The sequence below is a fragment of the Candidatus Nitrotoga sp. 1052 genome, from assembly GCF_927312905.1.
GTDB lineage: Bacteria > Pseudomonadota > Gammaproteobacteria > Burkholderiales > Gallionellaceae > Nitrotoga.
This window is the reverse complement of record NZ_CAKMHQ010000025.1, coordinates 14,972-41,206: the sequence shown is the minus strand read 5'-3', so window position 1 is coordinate 41,206 and position 26,235 is coordinate 14,972. Positions and strand designations below refer to the sequence as shown.

Genomic DNA, 26,235 nt, shown 5'->3' with positions numbered 1-26,235 from the left:
GCGCAATTCCGCCGCTATTCTGACCGAACTGGAACGAAAATCCCGCAGGAGTTCACTGATCACCGCCGGGTCGTTCCCTACCAGCCCTTCGAGAACGCTCACGTCCACCGGTCCTGCCGCCGCGGCCGGTGCCGTGGCGGGTGGGGCCGGCGGGACGGGCGGAGCGGGTGTGGCCGGGCTGGCGGCGGCGGCCGGCAGCCATTTCGCCAGCGTGGCTTTCAAGTCCGCAAGTTGCACCGGTTTGCTCAGATAGTCGTCCATGCCGACGGCACGGCAATGCTCGGCCTCGCCCTTGAGTGCGTTGGCGGTCAGGGCGACGATCGGGATGCGGCGCTTGCCAGCCTTGCTGACCTCGTCGACGCGGATGGCCGCGGTCAGTTGATAGCCGTCCATTTCCGGCATGTGCAGGTCGGTGAGCAGCAACGCGTAGTCACCGCTCCCCCAGCGTTTCAGCGCTTCGCGGCCGTCGCCGGCGATATCTGCGGCATATCCGAGCAGCGCGAGCTGTTGCCGGATCACTTTCTGGTTGATTTCGTTGTCTTCGGCCACCAGGACCAACCTGCCCTGCTGCAGAGCCATCGCGCGCGAGGGAGGAATGATCATCGTCTCGATCTTGCCTGGGAGCGGCGACTCGTCTTCCTCATGCGCCCGTCCTGCGGCGATGGCCACTGCCCGGAGGAAGGACTGGGGATGCATGATGTCGCCGTCCAGGGTGACCAGATCCACCGTTTCGACGCGCCCCCGACGACGGTGCCCGCGCCTGATGACGATAAAGCGGGGCTCGATATCGGGCTGATGGTGCCCGTGCTCGACCACCACGAAATGCGGTTCCAGGTCAGATCGGGCGCGGAAGGCAGCGCGCAATTCCTCGATCGGTGGCGCATCGTGCCCGGCGTCGATGATAAGCAACCACAGGCCGGACGGAAGCGTGTTGATCCGTTTGCGGGCTGCGGTCAGGTCCGGCACCCGCTCAACGATCGCGCCGCTGTCTCTCAGATAGACAGCCAGATCGTCGCCCATCCCGTTGTCGTCGCCTAGCACCAGGCAGGAAAGCCCGCTCAGGTCAACCGTCTTGCCGTCGACGGCGGGCCTGGCCGGCGGCAGCGCAAACGGCAGGCGCACGGTGAAGGTGGAGCCCTTGCCGGGCGCGCTCTGCACCGCGATCTCCCCGCCCATCAGTTCCCCCAGGTGGCGGGAGATGGCCAGACCCAGTCCGGTACCGCCAAATCGCCGGGTGGTGGAGGCGTCGCCCTGGGTGAAGGAGGTGAAGAGCCGGGACTGGGTTTCCTCATCCATGCCGATGCCGTTATCGGTTATCTGAAACTCCACCGTCACCTGGTCTGGGCCTTGCTTGGCCAGCAATGCGCGCACCGATACCCGGCCTGGTTGCTGCTGACCGCTGGAAAACTTGATGGCGTTGTTAGCGAGGTTGACCAGCACTTGACGCAGGCGCAGGGCATCGCCCAGCACTTCTTCGGGAATCGCCGGGTCGATGAACAGGGTGAGCTCCACACCCTTCTTCGCGGCCAGGTGTTCCAGCATGCCGCAAGCCTTCTCTACCACGTCCGCCACATGCGTGGACACGCGTTCGATTTCCAGTCTGCCAGCTTCGATCTTGGAGAAGTCGAGAATGTCCTCGATGATCTCCAGCAGAGCAAAAGCCGATTCCCGGATGAGATTGACCATCTCCACCTGGTAGCCATTGAGGCTGGTTTGCTGCAGCACGTCGACCATGCCGATCACACCGCTCATGGGAGTGCGGATCTCGTGGCTCATGGCGGCGAGGAAAGCCGATTTGGCCTGGTTGGCCTGATCGGCCTCAAGCCGGGCCTGTTCCAGATCTTTCATGATGCGTGCCCGCTCGCTGATGTCGACGCCAGAAAGAATCAGTTTGACCACCCGGCCCTCGGCGTCGCGAACCGGCACGAGCATGAAATCGATAGTCATGAGACCGCCGCTCGCTATGCGCATATCCATGTCGTGGCGCACTATCTGGCCACTCAGTGCACGCTCGATGTCCTCACGGATTTGCGCCTGCACCACCGGTGCATAAGAAAACCATCCGGTTTCTTCGAACCGCTTACCGATAACGTCTTGGCTCTGTAGACCGCCGACTTCCAGCGCGACGCGGTTGACCTCCACCAGTGTTCCGTCCGGCATCACTTCGCCGACGAAGGCGTTCATATTGTCCACAATGGCCCGCAGGCGTTGCTCGCTTCTGCTCAGAGCCTCCTCCGCCTGTTTACGCTCACGGACGTCGCGCAGAATGCCGGTGAAGTAGCGTTTTCCCCCGACGAAGTATTCACTGACTGCAAGATATAGCGCAATGCGTTCGCCATTCTTGTGCAGCCCTTCGACTTCACGCCCAATACCGATGATGTGGGCCTGACCGGTTCGGGAATATCTTTCTATATAACCGTCGTGGCTGCTACGGTGGGGTTCTGGCATAAGCATGGAAACGTTTTGCCCGATCACTTCATCGCGGGTGTAACCGAATATTTTTTCCACGACCGGGTTGGCGGAACGGATGATGCCCTTTTCGTCGATGGTAATGACACAATCCACCATATGCTCGACCACAGAGCGGATTTCTTCTTCCTTGACCGTCATGGCTATATTGGCCTGTTCCAGGTCGGCGGTGCGCGCCGCCACTCTGTATTCCAGCTCCTGGTTGAGTTGCCTGAGATCGTTTTCAGCAACTTCCCGTTTGCGGTTACTGGCATTCAGCCGTTCCGTCATGGTGTTGAAGGCGCCCGCAAGCTGCCCCATTTCGTCCTGGCCCTCAACCGACACGCGCTGCTGCAGATTACCGGCAGCTATATTCTGCGCGCTGCGACTGAGGGTTTTCAAGGTGGAGACCATACGGCGGCTAAACAGAATGGCGCCCAGAATGGCGGCAAGGAGCGTCAAGCCGAGAATCATCAGGCCAAAGGTGCGCATACGATAAACGGGAGCGAACACCTCGTTCGCGTCCATCTTGACCTCCATGCCCCAACCCATGCGGGGCAAGTAGAGCCAGGCAGCGACCACTTCCTTGCCGCGGTAATCCATCGTGAGGCCGCTGCCATGCTGACCGTGCAGGCCACTCCAGGTCGCAGTGGAGAGCGGGGGAATATTCAGCGGGATTTTGAGCTTCAGCGCTGCATCAGGTTCATCTTTCAGCGGGGCCATTACCAGCGCGGTGTGCTCGTCCTCGAGACGCGTCACCACGGTTTCGCCGCTAGCCCCCAGCCCCGTTTTGTCTGTCAGCACCTGAAACACGCGTTCACTATATATTTGCAGCGCCAGCACGCCTTCAACTTTCCCCTGAACCACGATTGGAAATGCCATAAAGGCAGCGATTGCGCCGCCCGATGGCGCATAGAATTCAAAATCCGAGATGCCGCTTTGCAATGTGTTAAGCGCTTGGCGGGTAACCGTGCCCAGGCCGCTATTGCGATAGGGTCCAGTGAGCAGGTTGGTGGCGAAATCGGATTCATGGTTTTGGGAATACACCACCGTGCCCTGCTGGGAAATCAGGAACAGGTCGTAATAACCCGCATCCTCGATAATGCGTTTGAAGTGGTCGCGGTAGTTGGCAACCAGCTGGCGGTAGGCATCTGATTCCACCCCGCTTTTGGCAAAGACCCGGGCAAACTCGCGCATGGCCTCGCGCGTAGTGCTGACCGATTGTATAACCTTGGCATCGAGAAGGCGTTCGCGCAGATAAGTATCAATCTGTTCCGCCTTCATGTCGGCGATGGCCGAAACTTGCTGGATCGCCGTTTTCTGCATTTCCGCTTCGAAGGCACGCAACAGACTGTAGCCTATCATCAAGATTGGCAGCAGTGAAACCGCCGCGAACCAGACCGCAAAACGCTGCGTGAGGGAGGTAAACCTCATGGTTTCATTCCCTCGACGTTTTGCAGCAGCTGATTCCATTCCTCGCGCGAGCGATATGCGGGGAATGGCGCCGGCTCAAGCGGCCGCCCGGAATCCCAGACGATATCGAACTGGCCGTCACTCCGGACTTTGCCGATGCGCGCCATTTTCCACAGATGGCGGGTGGCTGGATCAAGCGAAACCACTCCTTCTGGCGCGAGCAGGCTTTGGCGCAGAATCGTGCGCTGCACTTGGGCAGGTTCGGCTGAACCGGCTTCGCGTGCCGCCTGAACCCACAAGTGCAGCCCGATGTAAGAGGCTTCCATTGGGTCGTCGAGCACGGCTTGCTGGCCGAAGCGGTCGCGAAATCGTTGCACGAACGCCTGATTTTGCGGTGATTGAATGCTTTGGAAATAACCCCACGCCGTATAGTGCCCCGCCATCATCAGGGCGTGCTTGGCTACCAGCTCCACCTCGGCAATGCTGAATGACAACACCGGTATCTTGTCCGCAGTGATTCCGGCCTTGTCCAGCGCCCGAAAGAAGGCGATGTTGCTGTCGCCGGTGATGGTATTCAACACCATATCTGGCCGCTGTTTGACGATGTCAGACACCAACTCATCCATGGCGATCTCTCCCAGCGGCAGGTAACGTTCTCCGGCCAGCACCGCGCCTTGCGCGGCAAGAATATCCTTGATGATGATGTTCACCGTGCGCGGAAAGACGTAGTCCGATCCTGCCAGATAAACGCGTTTGCCCAACTCGTTCAGCGCCCAGAGCACGGCAGGAATGATCTGCTGGTTGGGCGCGGCGCCGGTATAGATGATATTGGGCGACTGCTCCATGCCTTCATACTGCACCGGGTAAAATAGCAGATGCTGGTACTTTTCCACTACCGGTTTTACTGCCTTGCGGCAGGCAGATGTCCAGCAGCCGAACAATACTTTGACCTTTTCCTTAGTGATTAGACGTTCTGCCTGTTGGGCGCAATACGTCGGGTCGGACCGGCAGTCGACCACTACTGCCTCGATCTTCTGACCCTGGATACCGTCCGTTGCATTGGCTTCCTCGATAGCCAACTGGAGTGCATCCACCAGTGGTTTTTCGCTGGTCGCCATGCTGCCGGACAAGGAGTGCAATACACCGATCCTGATGCTTGGCGCGGCAACCGAATATTGTCGCCATGCCATGAAGGTGGTAATCAGCAGGATGCTCATTAGCACAAGCGCAATAAGAATTTTCTGGCTGACTTTCATACTCAGTCCTCCCTGGAGTCAAGCGTCTCACCATCTGAATAATTTGGATACTAACTTCTTCATCCTAGACACGATGGTTATTTTAATCGAGATTGTCCATTAACCAGTTAAATGATGGCCATGTTCGCACTAAGTATTGATATATAATTTACCTATTTTTATCAATAGGATAAATAATTATGAAGATCGACGAATTCCAAGAATTTACGCGGCCCGCCCGCTTTCGCAGAGCGCAACCGAAGTGAACCCCTGGTTTGTCAGCATGCGGGCCAGCAGCTTGAGCATGAATGGCTCGTCGTCGAGCACCAGAATTTTTACCATGAGTCTTTCAATCATCACTTTCTCTCCCAATCTTTTCACAACACGGAATTGTGTTTACAACGAACCAAGATATTCATCCACGACGGCCATTTCCGCCTCGAAGCGAGGCAACAGCACCGCCAGTGCTCCGGTGTCGCCCGCCTTCCCCGCTTGTTCCATTTCGGCGCACAGTTCGCCCAGCGCCAGCGCGCCGACCGAACGAGCCGATGATTTAAGCTTGTGGGCTGCGGCACTGACTGCCGCCGTCTGTCCCACTTGACAGGCGGCGCGCAATTCCGCCGCTATTCTGACCGAACTGGAACGAAAATCCCGCAGGAGTTCACTGATCACCGCCGGGTCGTTCCCTACCAGCCCTTCGAGAACGCTCACGTCCACCGGTCCTGCCGCCGCGGCCGGTGCCGTGGCGGGTGGGGCCGGCGGGACGGGCGGAGCGGGTGTGGCCGGGCTGGCGGCGGCGGCCGGCAGCCATTTCGCCAGCGTGGCTTTCAAGTCCGCAAGTTGCACCGGTTTGCTCAGATAGTCGTCCATGCCGACGGCACGGCAATGCTCGGCCTCGCCCTTGAGTGCGTTGGCGGTCAGGGCGACGATCGGGATGCGGCGCTTGCCAGCCTTGCTGACCTCGTCGACGCGGATGGCCGCGGTCAGTTGATAGCCGTCCATTTCCGGCATGTGCAGGTCGGTGAGCAGCAACGCGTAGTCACCGCTCCCCCAGCGTTTCAGCGCTTCGCGGCCGTCGCCGGCGATATCTGCGGCATATCCGAGCAGCGCGAGCTGTTGCCGGATCACTTTCTGGTTGATTTCGTTGTCTTCGGCCACCAGGACCAACCTGCCCTGCTGCAGAGCCATCGCGCGCGAGGGAGGAATGATCATCGTCTCGATCTTGCCTGGGAGCGGCGACTCGTCTTCCTCATGCGCCCGTCCTGCGGCGATGGCCACTGCCCGGAGGAAGGACTGGGGATGCATGATGTCGCCGTCCAGGGTGACCAGATCCACCGTTTCGACGCGCCCCCGACGACGGTGCCCGCGCCTGATGACGATAAAGCGGGGCTCGATATCGGGCTGATGGTGCCCGTGCTCGACCACCACGAAATGCGGTTCCAGGTCAGATCGGGCGCGGAAGGCAGCGCGCAATTCCTCGATCGGTGGCGCATCGTGCCCGGCGTCGATGATAAGCAACCACAGGCCGGACGGAAGCGTGTTGATCCGTTTGCGGGCTGCGGTCAGGTCCGGCACCCGCTCAACGATCGCGCCGCTGTCTCTCAGATAGACAGCCAGATCGTCGCCCATCCCGTTGTCGTCGCCTAGCACCAGGCAGGAAAGCCCGCTCAGGTCAACCGTCTTGCCGTCGACGGCGGGCCTGGCCGGCGGCAGCGCAAACGGCAGGCGCACGGTGAAGGTGGAGCCCTTGCCGGGCGCGCTCTGCACCGCGATCTCCCCGCCCATCAGTTCCCCCAGGTGGCGGGAGATGGCCAGACCCAGTCCGGTACCGCCAAATCGCCGGGTGGTGGAGGCGTCGCCCTGGGTGAAGGAGGTGAAGAGCCGGGACTGGGTTTCCTCATCCATGCCGATGCCGTTATCGGTTATCTGAAACTCCACCGTCACCTGGTCTGGGCCTTGCTTGGCCAGCAATGCGCGCACCGATACCCGGCCTGGTTGCTGCTGACCGCTGGAAAACTTGATGGCGTTGTTAGCGAGGTTGACCAGCACTTGACGCAGGCGCAGGGCATCGCCCAGCACTTCTTCGGGAATCGCCGGGTCGATGAACAGGGTGAGCTCCACACCCTTCTTCGCGGCCAGGTGTTCCAGCATGCCGCAAGCCTTCTCTACCACGTCCGCCACATGCGTGGACACGCGTTCGATTTCCAGTCTGCCAGCTTCGATCTTGGAGAAGTCGAGAATGTCCTCGATGATCTCCAGCAGAGCAAAAGCCGATTCCCGGATGAGATTGACCATCTCCACCTGGTAGCCATTGAGGCTGGTTTGCTGCAGCACGTCGACCATGCCGATCACACCGCTCATGGGAGTGCGGATCTCGTGGCTCATGGCGGCGAGGAAAGCCGATTTGGCCTGGTTGGCCTGTTCGGCCTCAAGCCGGGCCTGTTCCAGGTCTTTCATGATACGCACACGTTCACGGACGTCGCGCAGAATGCCGGTGAAGTAGCGTTTTCCTCCGACGAAGTATTCGCTGACTGCAAGATATACCGCAATGCGTTCACCATTCTTGTGCAGCCCTTCGACTTCACGCCCAATACCGATGATGTGAGCCTGCCCGGTTCGGTAATACCTCTCCATGTAACCGTCGTGGCCGCTACTGTGAGGTTCTGGCATAAGAATAGAAATGTTTTGCCCGATCACTTCATCGCGGGTGTAACCGAAGAGGTTTTCCACGACCGGGTTGGCAGAACGGACGATGCCCTTTTCGTCGATGGTAATGACACAATCCACCATATGCTCGACCACGGAGCGGGTCTCTTCTTCCTTGATCGCCATGGCTACATTGGCCTGCTCCAGATCGGCGGTGCGCTGCGCTACTTGATCTTCCAATTCAACTGACACACGCCGTAAGCGCGTAACGACCAATGCGAGCGCCCCCAATCCCAGCGCCAGTAGCGTGCCAAAGAGAATGAAGATGTCACGCAGATCGGTACGACTTTGCGCCACTAAACTGTCCAGTGGTCGAACAATCTCCAGCACACCGCGCACATCACCTACTTTCCAGTCATGCTTAGGGCTGTCCGGGCGTGCATTGTGGCAGCTTACGCATTCCGCGCGCATTACATCCGCCGTGGCGTAGCGTAGCGATGCGCGTCCCTGGAAGTCTTCAAAACGGTAGTAGGGCTGTTTAGGATTCGCCTGTAACGCCACCAAAGCCTGCTTCTCAAAATCATCATGCGCACCGCTATCCTTGCGCCAGGGAAAGGGGTAATTGCTGTATAAACGCACCATCATGCCAGAACCGCGCAAGCTGATCCTTCTGCCCAGTTCCATACTGAAGGTGGCAGGTAACGGAATAGCCCCCGGCTTTTGCAGGTAGTCGTGTGTCACTTCAACGTTGTGGCCGCTCACGCGATCCACAACTTCAGATGTATATAGGTTACGCAGTTCCATTAGAGACTTTGCATGCAGCGTAATGCCCTGCAGTGCGGCAGATTGCACCAGCGTGGTCGTGGCGTGAGATAAATACCACAAAGCAAGCAGCGCACCGCTACAAAAGATAATGCTTAACACCAGAATAGTGTGCTTATAGAGCGGAAGCAGGAACGCTGCCCAAAGCCTTTTCACTTGTTGACGCAAGCCAGATGAAATTACTGATAAATTTAGTTTTCGCACGACGGGATCCTGAATTTTGTGTAATCGGAATATGGGCGCCTCTAAAAATTCAAGTTTCTAGGCGAGACAAGGCACGAGTAAAAAATTTGAGCGCTGCATATACTTAATATGTAAGCGATAATTTTTTTCGAGTAACCCCGTATTGTGACGAAACGGGGTAAGCAGGCAAGCCGCAATGCGGCTGCTCGCAAAATTATATTTTTAGAGGTGCCCATATGTTAATGCTACGACATCCGCCCCCCAAACTGGAAATAATGCGATCAAAAGCAACTTTTCAGTCCCTGAAGGGCATCGTCCATTTTCTGCTGATGTTTTGTAGCGCCGGGGACAGAGTTTCATAATGCCTCATCAGATGGAAGCAAGCCACGATCCCTTTGGATATCTTCCCCATATTGATGTTCGTTCACCGGATCAATCGCACTGGCGGTGCAACACACCAGCCTGATTTCTGCGGAAAATCAAGAAACGCGGGAGGCATATAAGGCCGGGTTCTCGCGGCGACTGAAAAGACAAACACATTCGTGTCAGCCGCCAAGCCAAGAGTGAGCGCGGCATCTGGTAGCATCGAATGCAGGGTGAGAAAATAAATGATGGGATAGATGGTTATGATAAGCGGTGAGATGTTGGGCTTCATTTCGTTCAGCCTACCCTACCGAGCTATGGCGCTGACCGGCTACCGAAAAAGTGGTCACAGGAGCAGGGAGCGACCCCGTTAAGCCGCTTTAAGCGGCTCGCAAATTAAAGCCCCCGGCTTTACCGGGGGATACTTACTTTGACTAAACGGCACTTCAATGTATTGGTGCCGCATATTGATAGCTTGCACGCGACCATAAAAACGATGAAAAACGCCCATCGTTCGCTGGCAACGGTGGTGTTACTAAAACACCTGCATGCGATAGGACACTTACTATCGGGCGATACCGCGACTAAGTGTTTTCTGAGCGCACCTCTGCGTTTTTAGACCCCGATACCCGACGACACCGTCGCTGACTTCTTCGTCACCGACGCCGTTGACACCGTCACACTGGCGTATACCTCGTCCTTGCGGGGCATAAAGACCGGCGTGTGGATGCTAGCTTCGCCAACCTGCACCAAACCCTTGTCTTCATCGAGCTTTCCGGTATCGATCGCGCGCTTCTCGGAATAACTTATTGTGCCGGCAGCGGCCACGGTGATGTTTTTGAATGAGAGAAAAATGCCGGAGCCGGGGAACAGATAAGTGTAGAGCAAGTCGTCACCGACCGCATCATCCGACGGCAACGAGTCGTCGCCCTTATCCTCACCGAAAATCTTGATTTCCAAGCGGTAGGTTCTGCCTACGTCGCTTTCGGTAAAAGTGATGTTGCCCGCGACCGTCACATCGCGCTTATTGTTAGTGGTGGCGCCCAAGGTGAGGGTGGGTGTGCTAAGTGTTGGCATGAGAGCTCTCCTTATTGGTTAACAATCAAAATTGTAGCATTAAAAATGCTTGACTTTAAAGACGGTATCTACCGGGCTGGAGTTTCCACAAACCCAAACCGCCATTGGTATGTCCCGAAATGGCGGTTTGCCTATCGGCGAATCCGCCCTAAAGATCTGAACCCAGTATTTCTTGCCAATTATTTAGAGATGCCCTAGAGTTAATTAGACTTCTTACGCTCTTTCTCTTGTTTATTTTCCGCTTCTTCAAGTTCCGGAAACTCCTCGTAAATCGGTGGAGGTGGTGATGGGGTTGGAGTTGGAGTTGGGGCTGGTGTAGTTGGCTCGCTTGGTTCGTTTGACTCATTATCTTCTTGCATAGAAATGTTCTCCAATGATAAAGGTTTTTTTGGTTTCTTTGGCTGTACCGCAGCCTAACGTAATATATAAAACATTTTCATAAGCCAACAATGTCGCCTATATCAGTAAGCATTGTCAAGCCCGGTAGGTTGAGTTGAATGAAATGAAGCCCAACATCAAAATAATTGGCTTCGACAATTCACCCCCTCGAACAAGTTTACTGCCCCGCCACCATCATATTTTCAACCAAGATGGAACCACACTGCCGTGACCCTTGCACCAGTCAAGTAGGGTGGGCACGTCTTTGTGCCCACGCGGGCAGCTTTCCATCGCAACAGCCCAGTCATGCGCATATACCCCATCACGCACATAGCGGTGAAATGTCGAATGAGGCCAATCAACCGCACGTTGTACATGTCCGCGTTTAACCGGATTGAAATGAATGTAATTGACATGGCAGCAAAATCATTTTCATCACGAATTTGGTGTTCCCAGAATCGCCGTTGCCAGATAGTCGATTCGCGATGTTTGAGTTTTGATGCAGTCACCCAGTCGGCACGACGATAATCTTCTCTGCAGGCCAAAGAAACCGCTCGCTTGATCATCATCCAACGGGTGGAAAAATCGGCATCACCGTCAGGTAATGTCCACACGCAATGTAAATGGTCAGGCAACAATTCCCATGCATCGATGACGAAAGGACGCGCCACACGCACCGTTTCGATTGAGGCGCGCAATGCGTTGCGAATCGCTTCGTCACATAGAATCGATTGCCGCCGGTAAGCGACCACTGTAAAGAAATAGCTTGAGCCTACAGCCATTGCGCGGCGATAACGTGACATAGCTGTCTACCCCAAAATGACGAATCCGCGTGGGCACACCCTCCGGGTGCGAGAACCTCTACGAGGCAAAAACGTGCCCACCCTACATGGCTGGTTGTAAACTAGCGAGATCAATAATCTCAAGTAATTTAACCTGTATGTAACGCAGGAATATGCAGACCTCAGGCATCTCTAGGTTCTTTTGATCTGTTGTAATCGATGCTGGTGTAGCGTGAACCAGTTTGCTGGCGTAAGCATAAATATAGTCATGCTCTTCCAGCATACCTGCCTCATCTGACATCCCGCGCCATTGCCAGCGGCCCTTTAAAAGATTTTGAACATCAGCAGGCACATTTTTTTCAAATTCGGCAATCTCACTCTTAAGTCTGGAAATATTCTCCTCTACGGGAGGAATAGCTTGTGTTCCTACTAGATATGCTTGAAATTCGTAGCCGTTAGTCCTTGCCTGGTCCGCGTATATGGAAAAGCATTTGGCTGCTTCTGAATCTACTCGATCCATTGCTGAGCGTACTGTTTTCGCAAAATCCGCTGATGATGTAGATGCTCGTATATCTTCTAAGGTCATCGAATTCTCGTGATGATCCATTTCTCCAAATCGCTTGAGCAATGCGATTTCACGATGCAACTGAGCAAGCGAATCTTCGTAAAACCTAAGCTGTGTTTTGAGTAGCTCTCTATAATAAATAAGGCAATACCTCTTGTCTTTTTGAAACAGCCTCAACCATATGGTTGCTTCAAATATATATCGCGCAGTAACCAGCAAGCTTAGTGTTTCAACGATTCGAAAATTGTTCTCAGTTAACTGGCGAAGTCGGATCAAAATATTCCCATATGTATTTCTGCGCCAATTATCTGTCGAGTATTTATCGTCAGCTAACCTTTCACCATTCGGGATGTTGTTCCGAAAGTGAGCGGAAAGTTGCCCCAGGGTTTCCCCAAGCTGCCGAATGCTCACTATGTATTGAGATGCTTGATCTTGGCTTTGCATGTCGATAGGTCGTCCCGCCGTCAATTTGCTCTGCTGTGCCAATAACGTAATTTTATTTTCAGATGATCGTGGCGATGGACAACAGTAGATTATAGTTTTGGTACATTCTATTTTGGTTGCCTAACAAGAATGAATCAGGTTGCATTCTCTACCGGCCCTTTACGTTTTAATTTTGGTAAAAGCGGCTGCCATAGCGTTTGATACGGTTTGTGGAGACTCTCGTTTCTTGTCTCCCACTGCGCTCTTTATATGATTCCTACTATCTTGTTGTCCCTGTGTATTTCTTTGTTCAGGTTTGCCATTTGCTTGCGGCGCAGCGTCGGTCAAGCGCATGGTGAGTGCGATGCGCTTGCGTTTTTCGTCCACTTCCAGCACTTTCACCTTCACCACTTGTCCGGTTTTAACGATCGCATGCGGATCCTTCACGAAGCTATTCGATAACGCGGAAATATGTACCAATCCATCCTGATGCACGCCAATATCCACGAACGCACCAAAGGCAGCAACGTTGGTAATGACACCTTCGAGGATCATGTCTGGCTTCAAGTCAGACAATTGTTCTATGCCTTCCCTGAAGGTGGCAGTGGTAAATTCAGGACGCGGGTCGCGCCCCGGCTTCTCTAGTTCTTTCAGTATGTCGGAAATTGTCGGCATGCCGAATTGCTCGTTCACATATTTGGCGGGATTGAGCGCGTTCAATAGCTGGCTATTGCCAATAACGGATTTGATGTCCTGCTTGATCTCCGCGAGGATACGTTGCACCAGCGGATAGGATTCAGGATGTACGGCAGACGCATCGAGCGGGTTGTCACCCCCCATGATGCGCAGGAAACCCGCTGCCTGCTCAAAGGTTTTTTCGCCCAGGCGCGGAACCTCGCGTAATTGAGCACGAGAGGTGAACATGCCCTTGATATCCCGGTAAGCCACAATCCCCTGCGCCACACTGCTGCTCAATCCGGAAACGCGCGCCAGCAAAGGAACGGATGCGGTATTCACATCGACGCCGACGGCATTGACACAGTCTTCAACGACGGCATCGAGTGAACGCGCCAATTGGGATTGGCCGACGTCGTGCTGGTATTGTCCGACCCCGATGGATTTCGGGTCGATCTTTACCAGTTCGGCCAACGGGTCTTGCAAACGCCGGGCAATCGATACCGCTCCGCGCAGTGATACATCCATATCCGGCAGCTCACGCGAGGCAATTTCGGATGCCGAATAAACCGATGCACCCGCCTCGGATACCACGACATTGGTCAGCTTCAGCTCTGGATGGCGTTTGATCAGCTCCAGCGCCAATTTGTCTGTCTCCCGCGAAGCCGTGCCATTGCCGATAGCGATTACTGCTACGCGATGTTTTTCTGCCAATTTTGCCAAGGTGTGCAAGGAACCATTCCAGTCATTTCTCGGCTGATGCGGATAGATGACAGCGGTATCCACTACTTTCCCCGTCTCATCCACTACCGCCACCTTGACCCCGGTGCGTATCCCCGGATCAAGTCCCATCGTGACGCGTGGGCCTGCTGGGGCGGCCAGCAACAAATCTTTCAGGTTGCGCGCGAATACATTGATGGCTTCTTTTTCCGCACGGATCCGCAATGCGCCCATCAACTCGGATTCCAAATGCAAAAAACTTTTCACGCGCCATGTCCAGCGCACGGTATCCATCAGCCAATTGTCAGCAGGCCGATGTTGCTGAGAAATGCCAAACCGATTTGCAATACGGATTTCGCAAGGATTATGCGGCGCACTCCAATTTGCTTTGTCTGCCTCACTGTCGAGGCGCAATCGCACATTCAGCATCTCCTCACGACGACCCCGCAATATGGCCAAGGTACGGTGCGAAGGGATGGTCTTGATCGATTCGGAGTAATCGAAATAGTCGGCATATTTCGCTGCAAGCTCTTCCTTGCCTTCGATCACTTTAGATTCCACGATGCCATGTTCTTGCACATATTCGCGCAGGGATTGCAGCAAGGTGGCATCTTCCGCGAAGCGTTCCAACAAGATTTGGCGTGCACCATCCAGTGCCGCCTTGATGTCTGGCACGCCGGGGTTGTCGCATTGCTCAATGGTAAAGGGTGGCTTCAGATACTGGGCTGCTTCCTGTTCCGGTTGCAACATCGGATTAGCCAACAATGTATCGGCAAGCGGTGCCAGCCCTGCCTCCAGTGCAATTTGTGCCTTGGTGCGCCGTTTTGGTTTGTAGGGTAGATACAAATCTTCCAGATGAGTCTTGTCCTCGGCATGCGTGATTGCATTCAACAGCCCGGGTGTCATCTTGTCCTGCTCGGTAATCGAGGTAATGATCGTAGCGCGACGTTCTTCCAGTTCGCGCAAATAACGCAAACGCTCTTCCAGCAGCCGCAACTGGATATCGTCCAATCCCCCAGTCGCCTCCTTGCGGTAGCGGGCGATGAAAGGGACCGTTGCACCTTCGTCCAACAAGGCAATGGCTGATGCAATCTGTGCAGGCTTGGCAGCAATTTCTACTGTAAGCCGTTGTTCAATGGATGGGAGCATGTGTCGACTAACTTAGTGAATTGAATAGAACCCCAATTTCTGGGGTTGATTATGCGATTTATGCAAAAGGCGCTTTATCCTGGCTGAAAAAGCACCTGCGAGGTTAGCTCTTCTTTTGAATAAACTCGATTTTGTATCCATCCGGGTCGGACACGAAGGCAATAACAGTTGTGCCATGCTTCATTGGTCCAGCTTCTCTGATTACGCTCCCGCCGTTTTGCTTGACGAGTTCGCATGCCTTGCCAGCGTTATCGACTTCAATGGCAACATGACCATAGCCTGATCCCAAGTCATATTTTTCAACACCCCAATTGTAAGTGAGCTCTAAAACAGCACCGTCTTTTTCATCTTGGTAACCAACAAATGCCAGTGTGAATTTTCCGTCTGGATAATCATTTCGACGCAGCAATTTCATTCCCAGCACTTCTGTATAAAAAGCAATTGAACGGTCCAAGTTACCAACTCTGAGCATGGTATGAAGAATTCGCATAGGTGTCTCCAGCTAATTGATTATAAAAAGCGGCCATCTTTAGTCATATGGCTCCTTAACGACTTGGGCATTGCCACAAAAGCTGCGATCGGGTCAGCCATTCATCACATTCAAGAATATTTGAATTCATATCGTTGAGTAAACAACCAGTCTCTTATGAGCTACTTCTCTGCCCCCGTCTGCCGCGCCAAACTCCTAAACCGCCTTGCTATTGTGCAGAGATTGAATTTAAGTCTACCATAATTTTTTTTGATCTTTTATTGTGTGAACTTCAGCCACTTCAGGGTAAACCCGCACTGCTATTGGAACTCCGACCGTCCAAGGTTAGCGTCCCGGAGCAGATTCGGATATGTCGAAAATTATCGAATCTCCATATGGCATGATCAAAGCTTCGATGGATAAGCAAAAATAAGCAGTTTGCTTATTCAATTTTGTTGAATGAATCTAGACAATGATAAGCGCACCGGAATATTTAGCTTTTAGCAGCCTGTTTAAGCCTGAGGACGCAGAGGTTGATTGGTTCGGGGCCAAATCCAAATTGCGCTGTAAATTCGATCCTGCTTGATTGGGTCGCAGTTAACCTTAACCAGAGGGTGTAAAAAAAATGTTAAATCTAAAAAATGTAGTGGCCGCTTTATTTCTTGCGATAAGCTCATCGGCATGGGCATTCATGCCGGCAACCGGAATTTGGGGCGTTGATAGCGAGGACAATGGCCTTCCCGGCAGGGGATTTCAGATTGAGGTTGAAAACGAAGTAATGGTTTTCATCTACTTCGGTTACCGTGCCGACGGCAGCAGCGTGTTTTACTACGCAGCGGGTCCAATCGTAAACAATATTTTTACAGCCTCTCTGCTTGACTTACGTGACGGCACTTCGTTTGGCGCTGCCTACAAACCTGCGTCCTTATTAAATCCAGCCGGCACAGTTACGGTGAGTTTTACGAGTGGAAAGCACGGCTTCATTACATTGCCGGGCGAGAGCCAGAGAGCCATTTCCAAGAGGCCGTTCGGATACGCTGATGGGCCTGATGGGTTGCTGGGGCAGTGGATGATTACAACATTAGTGGAAGATAGCGCGTTCTCTGGCGTGAGGACATTTAACAAGAAACTTGCCGCATCTTCGACGGGTAACGGTGTTGTTTCGACTACTGCCTCTGACGTGGGATGCGAATTTCAAGTATCCGGTGAATTCGCTGAGATGGTGCTTTGCGTGGATATACCGTTAACGATAGACACCGATATGTTTGCCTTTAAGTTTTCCGGAGATCACGGAACCGGAATTTATTTCTGGGTAACAGCAATGTCTGGCGACACTCCTTCGAGTTTTTCTTCAAATTACGAGGCTCATGCACTGAGACTCGCGACCAAGACAGGCGCTAAAACTGGACTTAACGATGGAACCAAAACATCGTTATCAACACACGCTCTAAGGGTGCCTGCAAAAATATCAGTCAATCATTCTGCCAAGGATCTTGAAAAATACAATTCTTCCGGTATGGAAAAGTCATTATCCTCGGAAGATTCCATAAGGATTGCTGCCCTTGCGGCGTGGGCTTCGGAAGTCCGAGCGATTATTCAGACGGGACAGTAAGCACGGAAGCGGAAAAATAAGAGGGTGCAGAATAATCACCCATAACCCGTCAGAGATGACGGGTTAATTTATGGGCGCCTCTAACAATTCAAGTTTCTAAGCAAGACAAGGCACGAGTAAAAAATTTGAGCGCAGCATATAGTTGATATGTAAGCGATAATTTTTTTCGAGTAACGCCGTATTGTGACGAAAATTGGATTTTTAGAGGTGCCCTTATTTCAATATTTCGGGTGTATTACTGGGTAAGTTAGTTATAAATGCACTCATGCTTTGTGTGATTAGGTATAGTGTGTTGTAAAATTCATCGATACAAAAGGCGCAAAGGAAATCATGCCAGGCAACTTAAACTCCAATGTTTTAACTGCCTTATGGGTGTTACTGACGATCATCTCTAACCCATCCCACGCGCAGCCATTTGAACCCATTACTGGCCGGGTCGAATCTTTCACCCTGCCCGCACCCGCTGACGGCAGCGCCTCGCCGTTAAAGCCGCGTCGCACCAGCATCTCTCCTCCACCGCATTCAATCTCGATTGGCGCCATCTCTAATGAGAAGAAATCTGCCGAAACTAATGTCGATTCGCGCCCCGGTACACCCCGCAAAATCGGCTTCGGCCGCGATGTCCCACAACTGGGAAGTATCACTGATACAGCAACCCGACTACAGTGGCAGAACACCGCCCAAGGCGGAAAGATTGCGGCGATCAGCATTACTTCACCACAGGCAACGGGAATCCGCTTAGGCATTTTGGTGCGCCGCTTGCCGGCGGAAGTCACCTTCCGCTTCTATTCACAGGGGTCAGGAGTCGCCTACGAAATTGCCGGAAAAGAGATCATGAAGACCATTCAGCGCAATTTGGATGCAGGCGACGGTAGCGACGCGGCCCGAACCTACTGGTCGCCTCATGTCGAGGGCGAAGAAGTAACCCTGGAAATCGAATTACCGTCAGGTATCAGCCCGGATACGCTTGAAATCGCAATTCCCAGCGTCTCTCATTTTTTTTTTGGCCCCCTAAAGGCTGCGCCAGGTGAAAAAATTTCCAAGATTGGGCAAGCTGCAAGCTGTGAAATCGATGTGTCGTGCTACAGCGAATGGAGTCCTGAAAGCAAATCCACGGCAAAAATAACCTTCGTCGATTCGGGCAGTAGTTTTTTGTGCTCTGGAACGCTGCTCAATGACGCATCCTCAAGCGGAACGCCTTATTTCCTTAGCGCCAATCACTGCATCACCAGTCAGACTGTGGCATCGACACTACAAACCTTCTGGTTTTATCGCTCCGCGGCCTGCAACAGTGGCACACTTAATCCAGAATTCCAAACACGTACCGGTGGCGCAACATTGCTCTATGGTAGCCAAGCAACCGACACCTCCTTCATGCAGCTGAGCAACCTCCCACCTGCCGGAGCGTACTATGCAGGATGGTCCCCGAATGCACCTGAACTGTATGCTTACGTGACGGGCATTCATCATCCGCAAGGCGATTTACAGAAGATAAGTTTCGGCAGGTTTCAATCTTTTCAGGACTGCACTGCCACAAATCCGAACACGGGCACTTATGAGTGCACGTTCTCAAATAAATCCAACGGGAAATTTCTTGATATTACCTATACTTCCGGGATTACAGAAAGTGGCAGTAGTGGCGCCGGTTTATTCGAGACAATCGGTAACGTCCATTATTTGATTGGTCAGTTGAGGGGAGGAAATGCAAGCTGCTATGGGAGTGGATCAGATGATTATGGCCGCTTTGATGTCGCATACAGCGACGCACTTCACCAATGGCTAAACGCCGGTCCGACGTTTTTACTCTCTGTCAGCAAGCTCAATAACGGCAACGGTACTGTAATTTCGTCCCCGAGCGGAATCAATTGCGGGACGAGGTGCAGCGCGCCTTTTACCCAAGGAGCCAATGTAACGCTTACAGCTACGCCTGCTTCAGGTTCTATTTTTTCCGGTTGGAGCGGAGCATGCAGTGGCACCAACGCTACCTGTTCCGTCGCCATGAATATGCCCCAAAGTGTGACTGCGACCTTTTCCACTATTGCCGCCACTGGCACAGTCGTCGAATATTACAATCCCGACCTGGATCATTACTTCATTACGGCCGGTCCCGGCGAACAAGCTTTTGTTGACAGCGGAGCAGTCGGGCGCTGGCAGCGCACGGGCGTTACGTTCATGTCTGGAGGGAATTTACCTGTTTGCCGATTCTATGGAAGCATGTCGCCCGGGCCAAACTCTCACTTCTATACCGCTAGCGCAGATGAATGTGCGCAGCTTAAGCAATTGCAGGCGACAACTCCGGCAACACAAAAGCGCTGGAATTTCGAGAGTCTGGACTTCCTGACGATGGTGCCCGTAAATGGCGCATGCCCCACTCATACCTCGCCGGTATATCGCGCCTATAACAACGGATTCAGTAGAGGCATAGACAGCAACCACCGGATCACCAGCGATCAAGCAGCGATTCAGGAAGTAGTGGCACGCGGTTGGATCAATGAAGGTGTGGTGATGTGCGCACCGCAGTAAGCACTATCCGGCTATCCTGAAATACCCATACGCGATAGAAATGTCTTGACTGGTTGGATCGATAAAGTGTACTTTCAATTCGCATAAATTGAAAAGGTGCTTTTAAATTCCTATCCATTTTTGCAGACTGAGTGGCCCATTCCAGACCGACGTATCAGGTCGGTACGTCCAAGCTTGAACTCGATAACCCGCCCACATCCCAATCGGGTTAACCCACAACCTTTTGCGAAGGAGATTAATCTTGCCCCTACCCATCGAACCTGAAAGCCGCGTCAGTGAAGAGCTGGCGGAGGCCATGGAAGCGATCGTTAATGATCCCGATATCGAGGAGCCTGTGACACTGGCACTGGTGCGCGACAAACTGCGAGAGCAGCTTGCCACACAGGGTGTCGAGGCGGAGCGGCACGACTTTGGCAACGAGGAATCGCTCTATGCCGAGATTGAGGCGCTGATCGATGAATTCGGTGAAGATGCCTTCGCAGCTGACTTCACCACAGTCAAGGCGAGCCAGGAGCTGTCCGAGGTGATCGAATCGATTCTGGACAACAGCGAAGCGGACATTGCGCCCACCCTCGGGACCGTTCGTGAGGCCATGACCGAGGGCTGGCTGGCCCACTTGGTTGGCAACGGCGTCATTGAAACCGATGGAGAGGAGAGCCTGCTCGCCGAGATTGATTTTCTCATTGAGCGCTATGGCCCCGATTTTCTGGCCGAGAATGTGCTAGGGTTCGAGTGAACCGGGAACCTTGGCTTACTTGCCCGCGCAGGCTACAGTTTTTCAAGAAATGGGCGACTTAATGTGACTGGGACACTATAAAGTCAGCCATTAAAAGGTTTGAAATCCGTCCAGTCAGATTCTGGACGAACGGCTCACTATTTAATGGCATAAATTATAACTTTATGATTCAAATGGTTGCATGAATTATATTGAGCATCCCTAGCGCATTTTCGCTACCGCATCCTCCACCCGCTCCACCGCAATAATTTCCATACCTGCTATTTCTTGCTTCGGCTTGTTAGCCTTGGGAATAATGGCCATTGTAAAGCCTAGTTTGGCAGCCTCTCGCAGGCGTTCCTGACCACGCTGCACCGGACGTACTTCGCCAGCCAGGCCGACTTCCCCGAACACCACCATTTTTTCTGGCAGAGGTTTATTGCGCAGCGAAGACACGATGGCGAGCAATACGGGCAAGTCGGCGCCCGGCTCGGTAATTTTCACTCCGCCCACCGCGTTGATAAACACATCTTGATCAAAACAGGCAATGCCTGCATGGCGGTGCAATACGGCCAGCAACATGGCCAAACGGTTTTGTTCCACGCCCAATGAAAGGCGGCGCGGATTGGGCGAGTGCGCCTCATCCAGCAGGGCCTGAATTTCGACCAGTAGCGGACGTGTACCTTCCTGCGTCACCATCACGCATGAACCCGCCACTTGCGCGCCATGCTGCGACAAAAACAACGCGGAGGGGTTGCTCACCTCACGCAAGCCTTTTTCGGTCATGGCGAACACGCCAAGTTCGTTTACTGCTCCGAAGCGATTTTTGAACGCGCGTATCATGCGAAAGCTGGAGTGGGTATCGCCCTCGAAATACAGCACTGTATCCACGATATGTTCTAGCACACGCGGCCCGGCCAACGTGCCATCCTTGGTGACGTGGCCTACCAGAATCATGGTCACTGCTGTGCTCTTCGCCATGCGCGTGAGTTGCGCTGCGGATTCACGCACCTGCGCTACCGAGCCAGGGGCTGATGTGAGGTGTTCAGAATACATGGTCTGGATGGAATCGATCACCACCACATCGGGTTTTTCCTGCTTGATCACAGACTGGATTTTTTCCAGCTGAATTTCAGCCAACAGGTACATTCCACGCGCATCCAACGATAGTCGCCTAGCGCGCAAGGCGATTTGCTGCGCCGATTCCTCGCCACTGACATATAAAACTTTTTTATGTGTAGCGAGATGCGCCAGTGCTTGCAATAGCAGGGTGGATTTACCTATTCCGGGATCACCGCCTATCAAAACAACACCGCCACTCACTAGACCGCCACCCAACACGCGGTCAAACTCGGCGATTCCGGTTGGCGTGCGCGGCACTTCTTCCGCCCCTACTTCGGCCAGCGTCTGCATCATGCTCGTTGTCGCCAGCGAGCTGTAGCGATTTTTTCCGCTAGTTGCCAATTCCGCCACGCTTTCCACCAGCGTATTCCAAGCCGTGCAATGCGGGCACTGCCCCTGCCATTTTGAAACCTGTCCGCCACATTCAGTGCAGCTATATATTATTTTTGTTTTCGCCATGATTACCTTTTATTTAAAGCAAAACAGGAAAAATTGGCGCGGTCAAAAATACAAAATTTCTAAATAAGGCCAGGTTTAAACGAGATTAGATGCGAGAAAGTTTTTGCTGCGGAACTAATCGTCTTGAATAAATAAAAACCTCAACGCATCGCCTGCACCGTCAATGAATGGCATCCAGATTGAATAAGAAGGAGCTGCCACAACATTCCTTTGTCTGTAAGGCGAAGCAAATGGTTTGATGGATTGCGACACTTTACCCATCCTGGGCAGGCTCTTGCTTTTATAAAGCCTTCAATGCAATTCGTCCACTGATCACCAACACCTATGGGTGAGATTTTTTCCAATCATTTGCCAATTCCTTCGCTTCGGCAATTTGAGAGGCCGTCATAAACGATTCTGCGATCTTCAGTCCATTTTTTGCACTTTCATCACCAGCCTCACTGGCAAGACTAAACCATTTATGTGCTTCGATGTAATCCTGTGCAACACCATGGCCCTGCGCATACATGAGCCCCAAATTGTTTTGTGCAACTGGATGTCCCTTTTCTGCGGCCTTACTCCACCAAGTCACAGCCTGCTTTTGATCTTGTTCTACACCTTCACCAGTGTCGTACAAGCCGCCCAGATTTAATTGGGCATCTGCACTTCCCTGCCCTGCAGCCATGCTGTATAAAAACACAGCTTGCTGGTAATCCTGTTTAACACCTATGCCTTTTTCATACATAAAGGCCAAGTTGTATTGGGCCACTTCATCTCCCTGCTCTGCAGCCTTGCGAAACCAATGAACTGCCTGTTCATCGTCTTGAGTAACACCCTGACCTTTTGCATACATGAATGCAAGATTATATTGTGCCTCCGAGTTTCCCTGCTCGGCGGCTTTAAGCAGCCAGAACACCGCCTGCTTGTAATCCTGCGCAACCCCTTCACCTCTGGCATACATGAGCCCAAGGTTATTTTCTGCTAATGGCTCTCCCTGCTCTGCTGACTTGCGAAACCAAGGCTCTGCTTTCTGAAAATCGTGTGTAACTCCCAGGCCTTTTGCGTATATTAGACCCATATAGTTTTGTGCCAGTGCATGTCCCTGCTCTGCAGCTTTCTTGAATGATTTTATTGCCTTAGCGTAGTCTTTGCTGGCTATAAGTCTTTCACCTTCCTCAAAATCTTTAGTAACCGCCCCTGCGGGTGTTGCTGGCTTCATAATTTCTCTCCGTTATTTTAATCGTGGCTAGCGGCAAATCTAATTAACGCTGTGGGAATAAGTTTAATAGTCAGAATCATTGATCGCACAATGACTCGCACCTTCGAATGATGTCACCAATCACGCGCCGATGTCGAGAATATATTTTGTTTTTTTCTTCAAGCAGGAAGCTGCTGTTTTCAATCGCGCAATTGGTTCCGTTTCTAACTAGAATGTAAATAGCCATCTACGGCATCAGCTCTCGCTTTGCGTTTCTGTTTGTTTTTTTTGCGACACCCCAATGTGCGCATCGCCTCGCTTAAGCGCCAGTTCATTCTGTTTTTGCCGCTCAACAGCTCGGGCGCGTGTTTTTTCCGGCAGGGTATCAAAGCAATGCGGGCAAGATATTCCGGCTTGATAGCTGGGTAACGCCTTTTCATCCTGTGAAACGGGATGACGGCAGGCATAACATTGATCATGCGTCCCTACTTTCAAGCCCTGTCCAACAGAAATTCGCTGGTCGAATACAAAGCACTCGCCTTCCCACATGCTCTTTTCAGCAGGAATATTTTCCAGATACTTGAGGATGCCGCCCTGAAGGTGGTAGACCTCCTTGAAACCCTGGCCAAGCATGAAAGAAGTCGCTTTTTCACACCGAATTCCACCAGTACAAAACATGGCAATTTTTTTATGCTTTGCGGGATCCAGGTTTTTGCTGATGTACTCGGGAAACTCGCGGAATGTAGTGGTGTGGGGGTCAACTGCACCACGAAAAGTTCCTATATCGTATTCGTAGCCATTTCGTGTATCAATCAGCACTACATCCGGATCGGAAATTAGTGCATTCCAGTCCTTCGCGTCCACGTAGGTTCCAACCTTTTCGTTCGGATCCACTCCTGGTACTCCTAGCGTGACAATCTCCTTTTTCAGGCGGACCTTCATTCTGTCAAAAGGCATTTCATCAGAATAGGACTCTTTGTGTTCGATACCTGTTAATCGCGCATCGGCGCGCAAGAAAAACATCAATGCATCCACCCCCGCGCGCGTACCGGCGACAGTTCCGTTGATACCTTCCGCAGCAAGCAAAATTGTTCCATTGAGCCCTTGCGCCACGCAAAAATCGAATAAACCGATCTGCATCTCGCGGTAGTCGGGGAGTTTGGCAAATTTATATAGTGCAGTTATAACAATTTTGGACATGAATTATTTGACTCTATTAAAACCTATGTGAGGATATTGCATAAAATTTTCGTCTATTGAGCCCGAAGTTGGGAGCGCGTATGGCACAGCATCCGATTATATGCTGGCATTGATTCCAATGTTCGCTGTGTGCCTCAAACTGAATTTTAAACCGGTTCAGAGCGGCTTTCCAGTCTTGGTGCAAGCCAATAACATCTGGCTACTGTTATTTTTTCTGAATTAGTCACCTCGCTCAGGAGCCGGATGTTTCTGCAATTTGCGTTGTAACGTGCGCCGATGCATATTAAGTGTGCGTGCGGCAGCGGAAATGTTACCGCCACAGTCAGTAAGCACCTTTTGCAGATGCTCCCACTCCAGGCGATCCACTGACATGGGTTTCGTCATAATCGCAGCTTCAGCGATGCCTGGCCGATGATCAAAAGCCGCGACAATTTCATCCGCATCCGCGGGCTTGGCCAGATAGTATGTCGCACCCAACTTCACTGCCTCCACGGCGGTTGCAATGCTCGAATAGCCGGTGAGCACCACGATGCGCGCGTCAGACTTACGCTCTTTGAGATATGCCACCAGTGTCAAACCTGACGGGCCGGGCATCTTTAAATCAATCACCGCGTGCGTCGGCAGATTTTGCGCAATCATTTGAATGGCATCATTCACATTGTTTGCCACACTTACCTCGAAACCTCGCCGGGAAAGAGCCTGCGCCAACACCGTGCAATAGGTGACGTCATCGTCTACCAGCAGCAGCTTGCGGGGAAGCGAATTTTCCAGTCCTGGTAAGGTCATATTGAATTCATCACACGTAAACGAGCCAGGGGCAATGTCACACGGGTGCACACACCTCCACCATCCCGATTGGACAATGAGAGTGCACCGCCAAACCGGCGCAGTGCGGCATTAACCAGAAATAATCCAAGTCCCTGCCCGCTTTCTTTGGTGGTAAAAAATAATTTTCCGGCATGAGTTTCCGCAGAGGGAGTCAAGCCTGTCCCGCGGTCGGAGACTTCGATCTTTAATTGCTCTGCATCGCAACTGACCTCAACCTCAACACTGTGCTCCGAAGCATCGGCAGCATTGTTTAGAATATTGGTAATAACTTGCCCCAACACTTGTTCCGCTACAATCTGCGGCGCGGGTGATGGACCCGTCCAGCGATAACTTACCTGCGCCGAGGGACGCATGCTGCGCCATTGCGCAAGCAAGTCTGCAAAATAACTATCAAGCGCGATGCTGTAACCACTTTCCGCGCGCGCTTGTTCTGTGGACGAAAGCATATGGGAAAGCGTGTTTTTACAACGCGTAACTTGGTCACGCAACAAGTGCAACTCTTTCACCAATTCTGGTTGCATCGCATATTGGTGTTCAAGTTCTTTAAGCACTACCGCCATCGTGCCCAGCGGCGTGCCTAATTCATGCGCCGCACCCACTGCCAGTGCGCCTAGCGCCACCAGATGTTCATCACGCAGCGCGTTTTCACGCACTTCCGCCAGCATGCGCTCGCGTTCGCGCAGGGTGTTGCCCATCTTCACCACATAGTAGCCGACCAACCCCACGCCCAGCACGAACCCGAACCACATGAACCAGGCACTTGAGTCGAGGCGGGCAACGTGGTCAATATGAAAATGCGGCAGCGGGATGTAAACGAACATCAAGAACGTATAGCAGGCCACGATTATCGCAGCCAACAACCAGGCATAAAATGCCAACAGCGTGGCGGAGGCTATCGCGAGCGGCAACAATAGCAGCAACACAAACGGATTGGTGGTGCCTCCGGCCAGATAGAGCAACGCGCTCAGCAACAGAACATCCAGCACCAACTGCCCGAACACCTCAATTTCCTGCACCGGCCATGGCAATTTTAACCGTATCCAGGTAAGTATATTGAGAACCAGCAGCACGGTGCCTATCACCGCAAACGGCAACGGCATCCCCATGCCTTTGGCAACCACCAGCACCGCCAAGGTCAGACCGACCACGGCGATATTTTTGAGCACCAGCACGCGTCGCAGATTCACAGGCGTCGACGTTGAAAAAGAGACAGATGGTTTCATTTAAATATCCATACTATTTTGATAGCCT

General features: G+C 52.8%; 19 protein-coding genes. 3 read left to right on the top strand and 16 right to left on the bottom strand.

Annotated elements, in window-relative coordinates; translation table 11 throughout:
* The 11 genes from MJ768_RS05610 to gloA form a co-directional block, all read right to left on the bottom strand.
* On the bottom strand, positions 1 to 3,882 hold a 3,882-nt coding region (locus MJ768_RS05610; protein WP_239288760.1), incomplete at its 3' end, for a PAS domain S-box protein.
* Positions 3,879 to 5,117 carry an ABC transporter substrate-binding protein gene (locus MJ768_RS05605; RefSeq protein ID WP_239288758.1) on the bottom strand — a complete coding sequence of 413 codons (1,239 nt, stop codon included), beginning with the start codon at positions 5,115 to 5,117 and terminating at the stop codon, positions 3,879 to 3,881. The genes MJ768_RS05610 and MJ768_RS05605, both read right to left, overlap by 4 nt.
* 204 nt (positions 5,118 to 5,321) lie before the next feature.
* Positions 5,322 to 5,453: a hypothetical protein gene (locus MJ768_RS15135; RefSeq protein WP_256449828.1), complete on the bottom strand. Its 132-nt coding sequence runs from the start codon at positions 5,451 to 5,453 to the stop codon at positions 5,322 to 5,324.
* Between the two features lie 39 nt (positions 5,454 to 5,492).
* Positions 5,493 to 8,768, bottom strand: a complete 3,276-nt coding sequence (locus tag MJ768_RS05600; RefSeq protein ID WP_239288756.1) for an ATP-binding protein — start codon at positions 8,766 to 8,768, stop codon at positions 5,493 to 5,495.
* Between the two features lie 403 nt (positions 8,769 to 9,171).
* Entirely contained in the window at positions 9,172 to 9,402 is a 231-nt protein-coding gene (locus MJ768_RS05595; RefSeq protein ID WP_239288753.1) for a hypothetical protein, read from the bottom strand.
* 323 nt (positions 9,403 to 9,725) lie between these two features.
* Entirely contained in the window at positions 9,726 to 10,187 is a 462-nt protein-coding gene (locus MJ768_RS05590) for a hypothetical protein (protein WP_239288752.1), read from the bottom strand.
* Positions 10,188 to 10,387: 200 nt separating this feature from the next.
* Complete coding sequence (locus MJ768_RS05585) at positions 10,388 to 10,546, bottom strand: hypothetical protein (protein ID WP_239288751.1); 159 nt, start codon at positions 10,544 to 10,546, stop codon at positions 10,388 to 10,390.
* A 222-nt stretch (positions 10,547 to 10,768) separates the two neighbouring features.
* Positions 10,769 to 11,368 carry an REP-associated tyrosine transposase gene (locus MJ768_RS05580; protein WP_445082971.1) on the bottom strand — a complete coding sequence of 200 codons (600 nt, stop codon included), beginning with the start codon at positions 11,366 to 11,368 and terminating at the stop codon, positions 10,769 to 10,771.
* 82 nt (positions 11,369 to 11,450) lie between these two features.
* Positions 11,451 to 12,356, bottom strand: a complete 906-nt coding sequence (locus MJ768_RS05575) for a hypothetical protein (RefSeq protein WP_239288750.1) — start codon at positions 12,354 to 12,356, stop codon at positions 11,451 to 11,453.
* Positions 12,357 to 12,515: 159 nt separating this feature from the next.
* The gene (locus MJ768_RS05570) at positions 12,516 to 14,879 is read right to left on the bottom strand and encodes a Tex family protein (protein ID WP_239288748.1); all 2,364 of its coding nucleotides are present in this window, start codon (positions 14,877 to 14,879) and stop codon (positions 12,516 to 12,518) included.
* Between the two features lie 103 nt (positions 14,880 to 14,982).
* Positions 14,983 to 15,369, bottom strand: a complete 387-nt coding sequence (gloA, locus tag MJ768_RS05565; RefSeq protein WP_239288746.1) for a lactoylglutathione lyase — start codon at positions 15,367 to 15,369, stop codon at positions 14,983 to 14,985.
* A 604-nt stretch (positions 15,370 to 15,973) separates the two neighbouring features.
* On the opposite strand from gloA, the gene MJ768_RS05560 reads away from it, so the two are divergent.
* The 3 genes from MJ768_RS05560 to MJ768_RS05550 all read left to right on the top strand — a co-directional run bounded on the left by MJ768_RS05560 (position 15,974) and on the right by MJ768_RS05550 (position 20,219).
* Positions 15,974 to 16,960 carry a hypothetical protein gene (locus MJ768_RS05560; RefSeq protein ID WP_239288744.1) on the top strand — a complete coding sequence of 329 codons (987 nt, stop codon included), beginning with the start codon at positions 15,974 to 15,976 and terminating at the stop codon, positions 16,958 to 16,960.
* A gap of 330 nt (positions 16,961 to 17,290) precedes the next feature.
* On the top strand, positions 17,291 to 19,483 hold the full coding sequence (locus tag MJ768_RS05555; protein WP_239288742.1) for an InlB B-repeat-containing protein: 2,193 nt from the start codon (positions 17,291 to 17,293) through the stop codon (positions 19,481 to 19,483).
* Between the two features lie 241 nt (positions 19,484 to 19,724).
* A complete protein-coding gene (locus tag MJ768_RS05550; RefSeq protein WP_239288740.1) occupies positions 19,725 to 20,219 on the top strand; it encodes a hypothetical protein in 495 nt (164 codons plus the stop codon).
* 201 nt (positions 20,220 to 20,420) lie between these two features.
* Here MJ768_RS05550 and radA read toward each other — a convergent pair whose 3' ends face one another.
* From radA to MJ768_RS05525, 5 genes are all read right to left on the bottom strand, one after another.
* Positions 20,421 to 21,779 carry a DNA repair protein RadA gene (radA, locus tag MJ768_RS05545; protein WP_239288739.1) on the bottom strand — a complete coding sequence of 453 codons (1,359 nt, stop codon included), beginning with the start codon at positions 21,777 to 21,779 and terminating at the stop codon, positions 20,421 to 20,423.
* A 322-nt stretch (positions 21,780 to 22,101) separates the two neighbouring features.
* Entirely contained in the window at positions 22,102 to 22,977 is an 876-nt protein-coding gene (locus MJ768_RS05540) for an SEL1-like repeat protein (protein WP_239288738.1), read from the bottom strand.
* A gap of 234 nt (positions 22,978 to 23,211) precedes the next feature.
* Positions 23,212 to 24,156 (bottom strand): oxygen-dependent tRNA uridine(34) hydroxylase TrhO, encoded by a 945-nt coding sequence (gene trhO / locus MJ768_RS05535; protein WP_239288736.1) that lies wholly within the window; start codon positions 24,154 to 24,156, stop codon positions 23,212 to 23,214.
* Between the two features lie 219 nt (positions 24,157 to 24,375).
* On the bottom strand, positions 24,376 to 24,942 hold the full coding sequence (locus MJ768_RS05530; protein ID WP_239288734.1) for a response regulator transcription factor: 567 nt from the start codon (positions 24,940 to 24,942) through the stop codon (positions 24,376 to 24,378).
* Positions 24,939 to 26,207, bottom strand: coding sequence for an ATP-binding protein (locus MJ768_RS05525; protein WP_239288732.1), 1,269 nt, complete (start codon positions 26,205 to 26,207; stop codon positions 24,939 to 24,941). The genes MJ768_RS05530 and MJ768_RS05525 overlap by 4 nt, the downstream gene beginning before the upstream one ends.
* Positions 26,208 to 26,235: the final 28 nt, after the last annotated feature.

Coding starts and splice junctions, on each gene's coding strand:
- MJ768_RS05605 (WP_239288758.1), bottom strand. CDS start 5,117: ATGAAAGTCAGCCAGAAAATTCTTATTGCGCTTGTGCTAATGAGCATC.
- MJ768_RS15135 (WP_256449828.1), bottom strand. CDS start 5,453: ATGATTGAAAGACTCATGGTAAAAATTCTGGTGCTCGACGACGAGCCA.
- MJ768_RS05595 (WP_239288753.1), bottom strand. CDS start 9,402: ATGAAGCCCAACATCTCACCGCTTATCATAACCATCTATCCCATCATT.
- MJ768_RS05590 (WP_239288752.1), bottom strand. CDS start 10,187: ATGCCAACACTTAGCACACCCACCCTCACCTTGGGCGCCACCACTAAC.
- MJ768_RS05585 (WP_239288751.1), bottom strand. CDS start 10,546: ATGCAAGAAGATAATGAGTCAAACGAACCAAGCGAGCCAACTACACCA.
- MJ768_RS05580 (WP_445082971.1), bottom strand. CDS start 11,368: ATGTCACGTTATCGCCGCGCAATGGCTGTAGGCTCAAGCTATTTCTTT.
- MJ768_RS05575 (WP_239288750.1), bottom strand. CDS start 12,356: ATGCAAAGCCAAGATCAAGCATCTCAATACATAGTGAGCATTCGGCAG.
- MJ768_RS05570 (WP_239288748.1), bottom strand. CDS start 14,879: ATGCTCCCATCCATTGAACAACGGCTTACAGTAGAAATTGCTGCCAAG.
- gloA (WP_239288746.1), bottom strand. CDS start 15,369: ATGCGAATTCTTCATACCATGCTCAGAGTTGGTAACTTGGACCGTTCA.
- MJ768_RS05560 (WP_239288744.1), top strand. CDS start 15,974: ATGTTAAATCTAAAAAATGTAGTGGCCGCTTTATTTCTTGCGATAAGC.
- MJ768_RS05555 (WP_239288742.1), top strand. CDS start 17,291: ATGCCAGGCAACTTAAACTCCAATGTTTTAACTGCCTTATGGGTGTTA.
- radA (WP_239288739.1), bottom strand. CDS start 21,779: ATGGCGAAAACAAAAATAATATATAGCTGCACTGAATGTGGCGGACAG.
- MJ768_RS05540 (WP_239288738.1), bottom strand. CDS start 22,977: ATGAAGCCAGCAACACCCGCAGGGGCGGTTACTAAAGATTTTGAGGAA.
- trhO (WP_239288736.1), bottom strand. CDS start 24,156: ATGTCCAAAATTGTTATAACTGCACTATATAAATTTGCCAAACTCCCC.
- MJ768_RS05530 (WP_239288734.1), bottom strand. CDS start 24,942: ATGACCTTACCAGGACTGGAAAATTCGCTTCCCCGCAAGCTGCTGCTG.
- MJ768_RS05525 (WP_239288732.1), bottom strand. CDS start 26,207: ATGAAACCATCTGTCTCTTTTTCAACGTCGACGCCTGTGAATCTGCGA.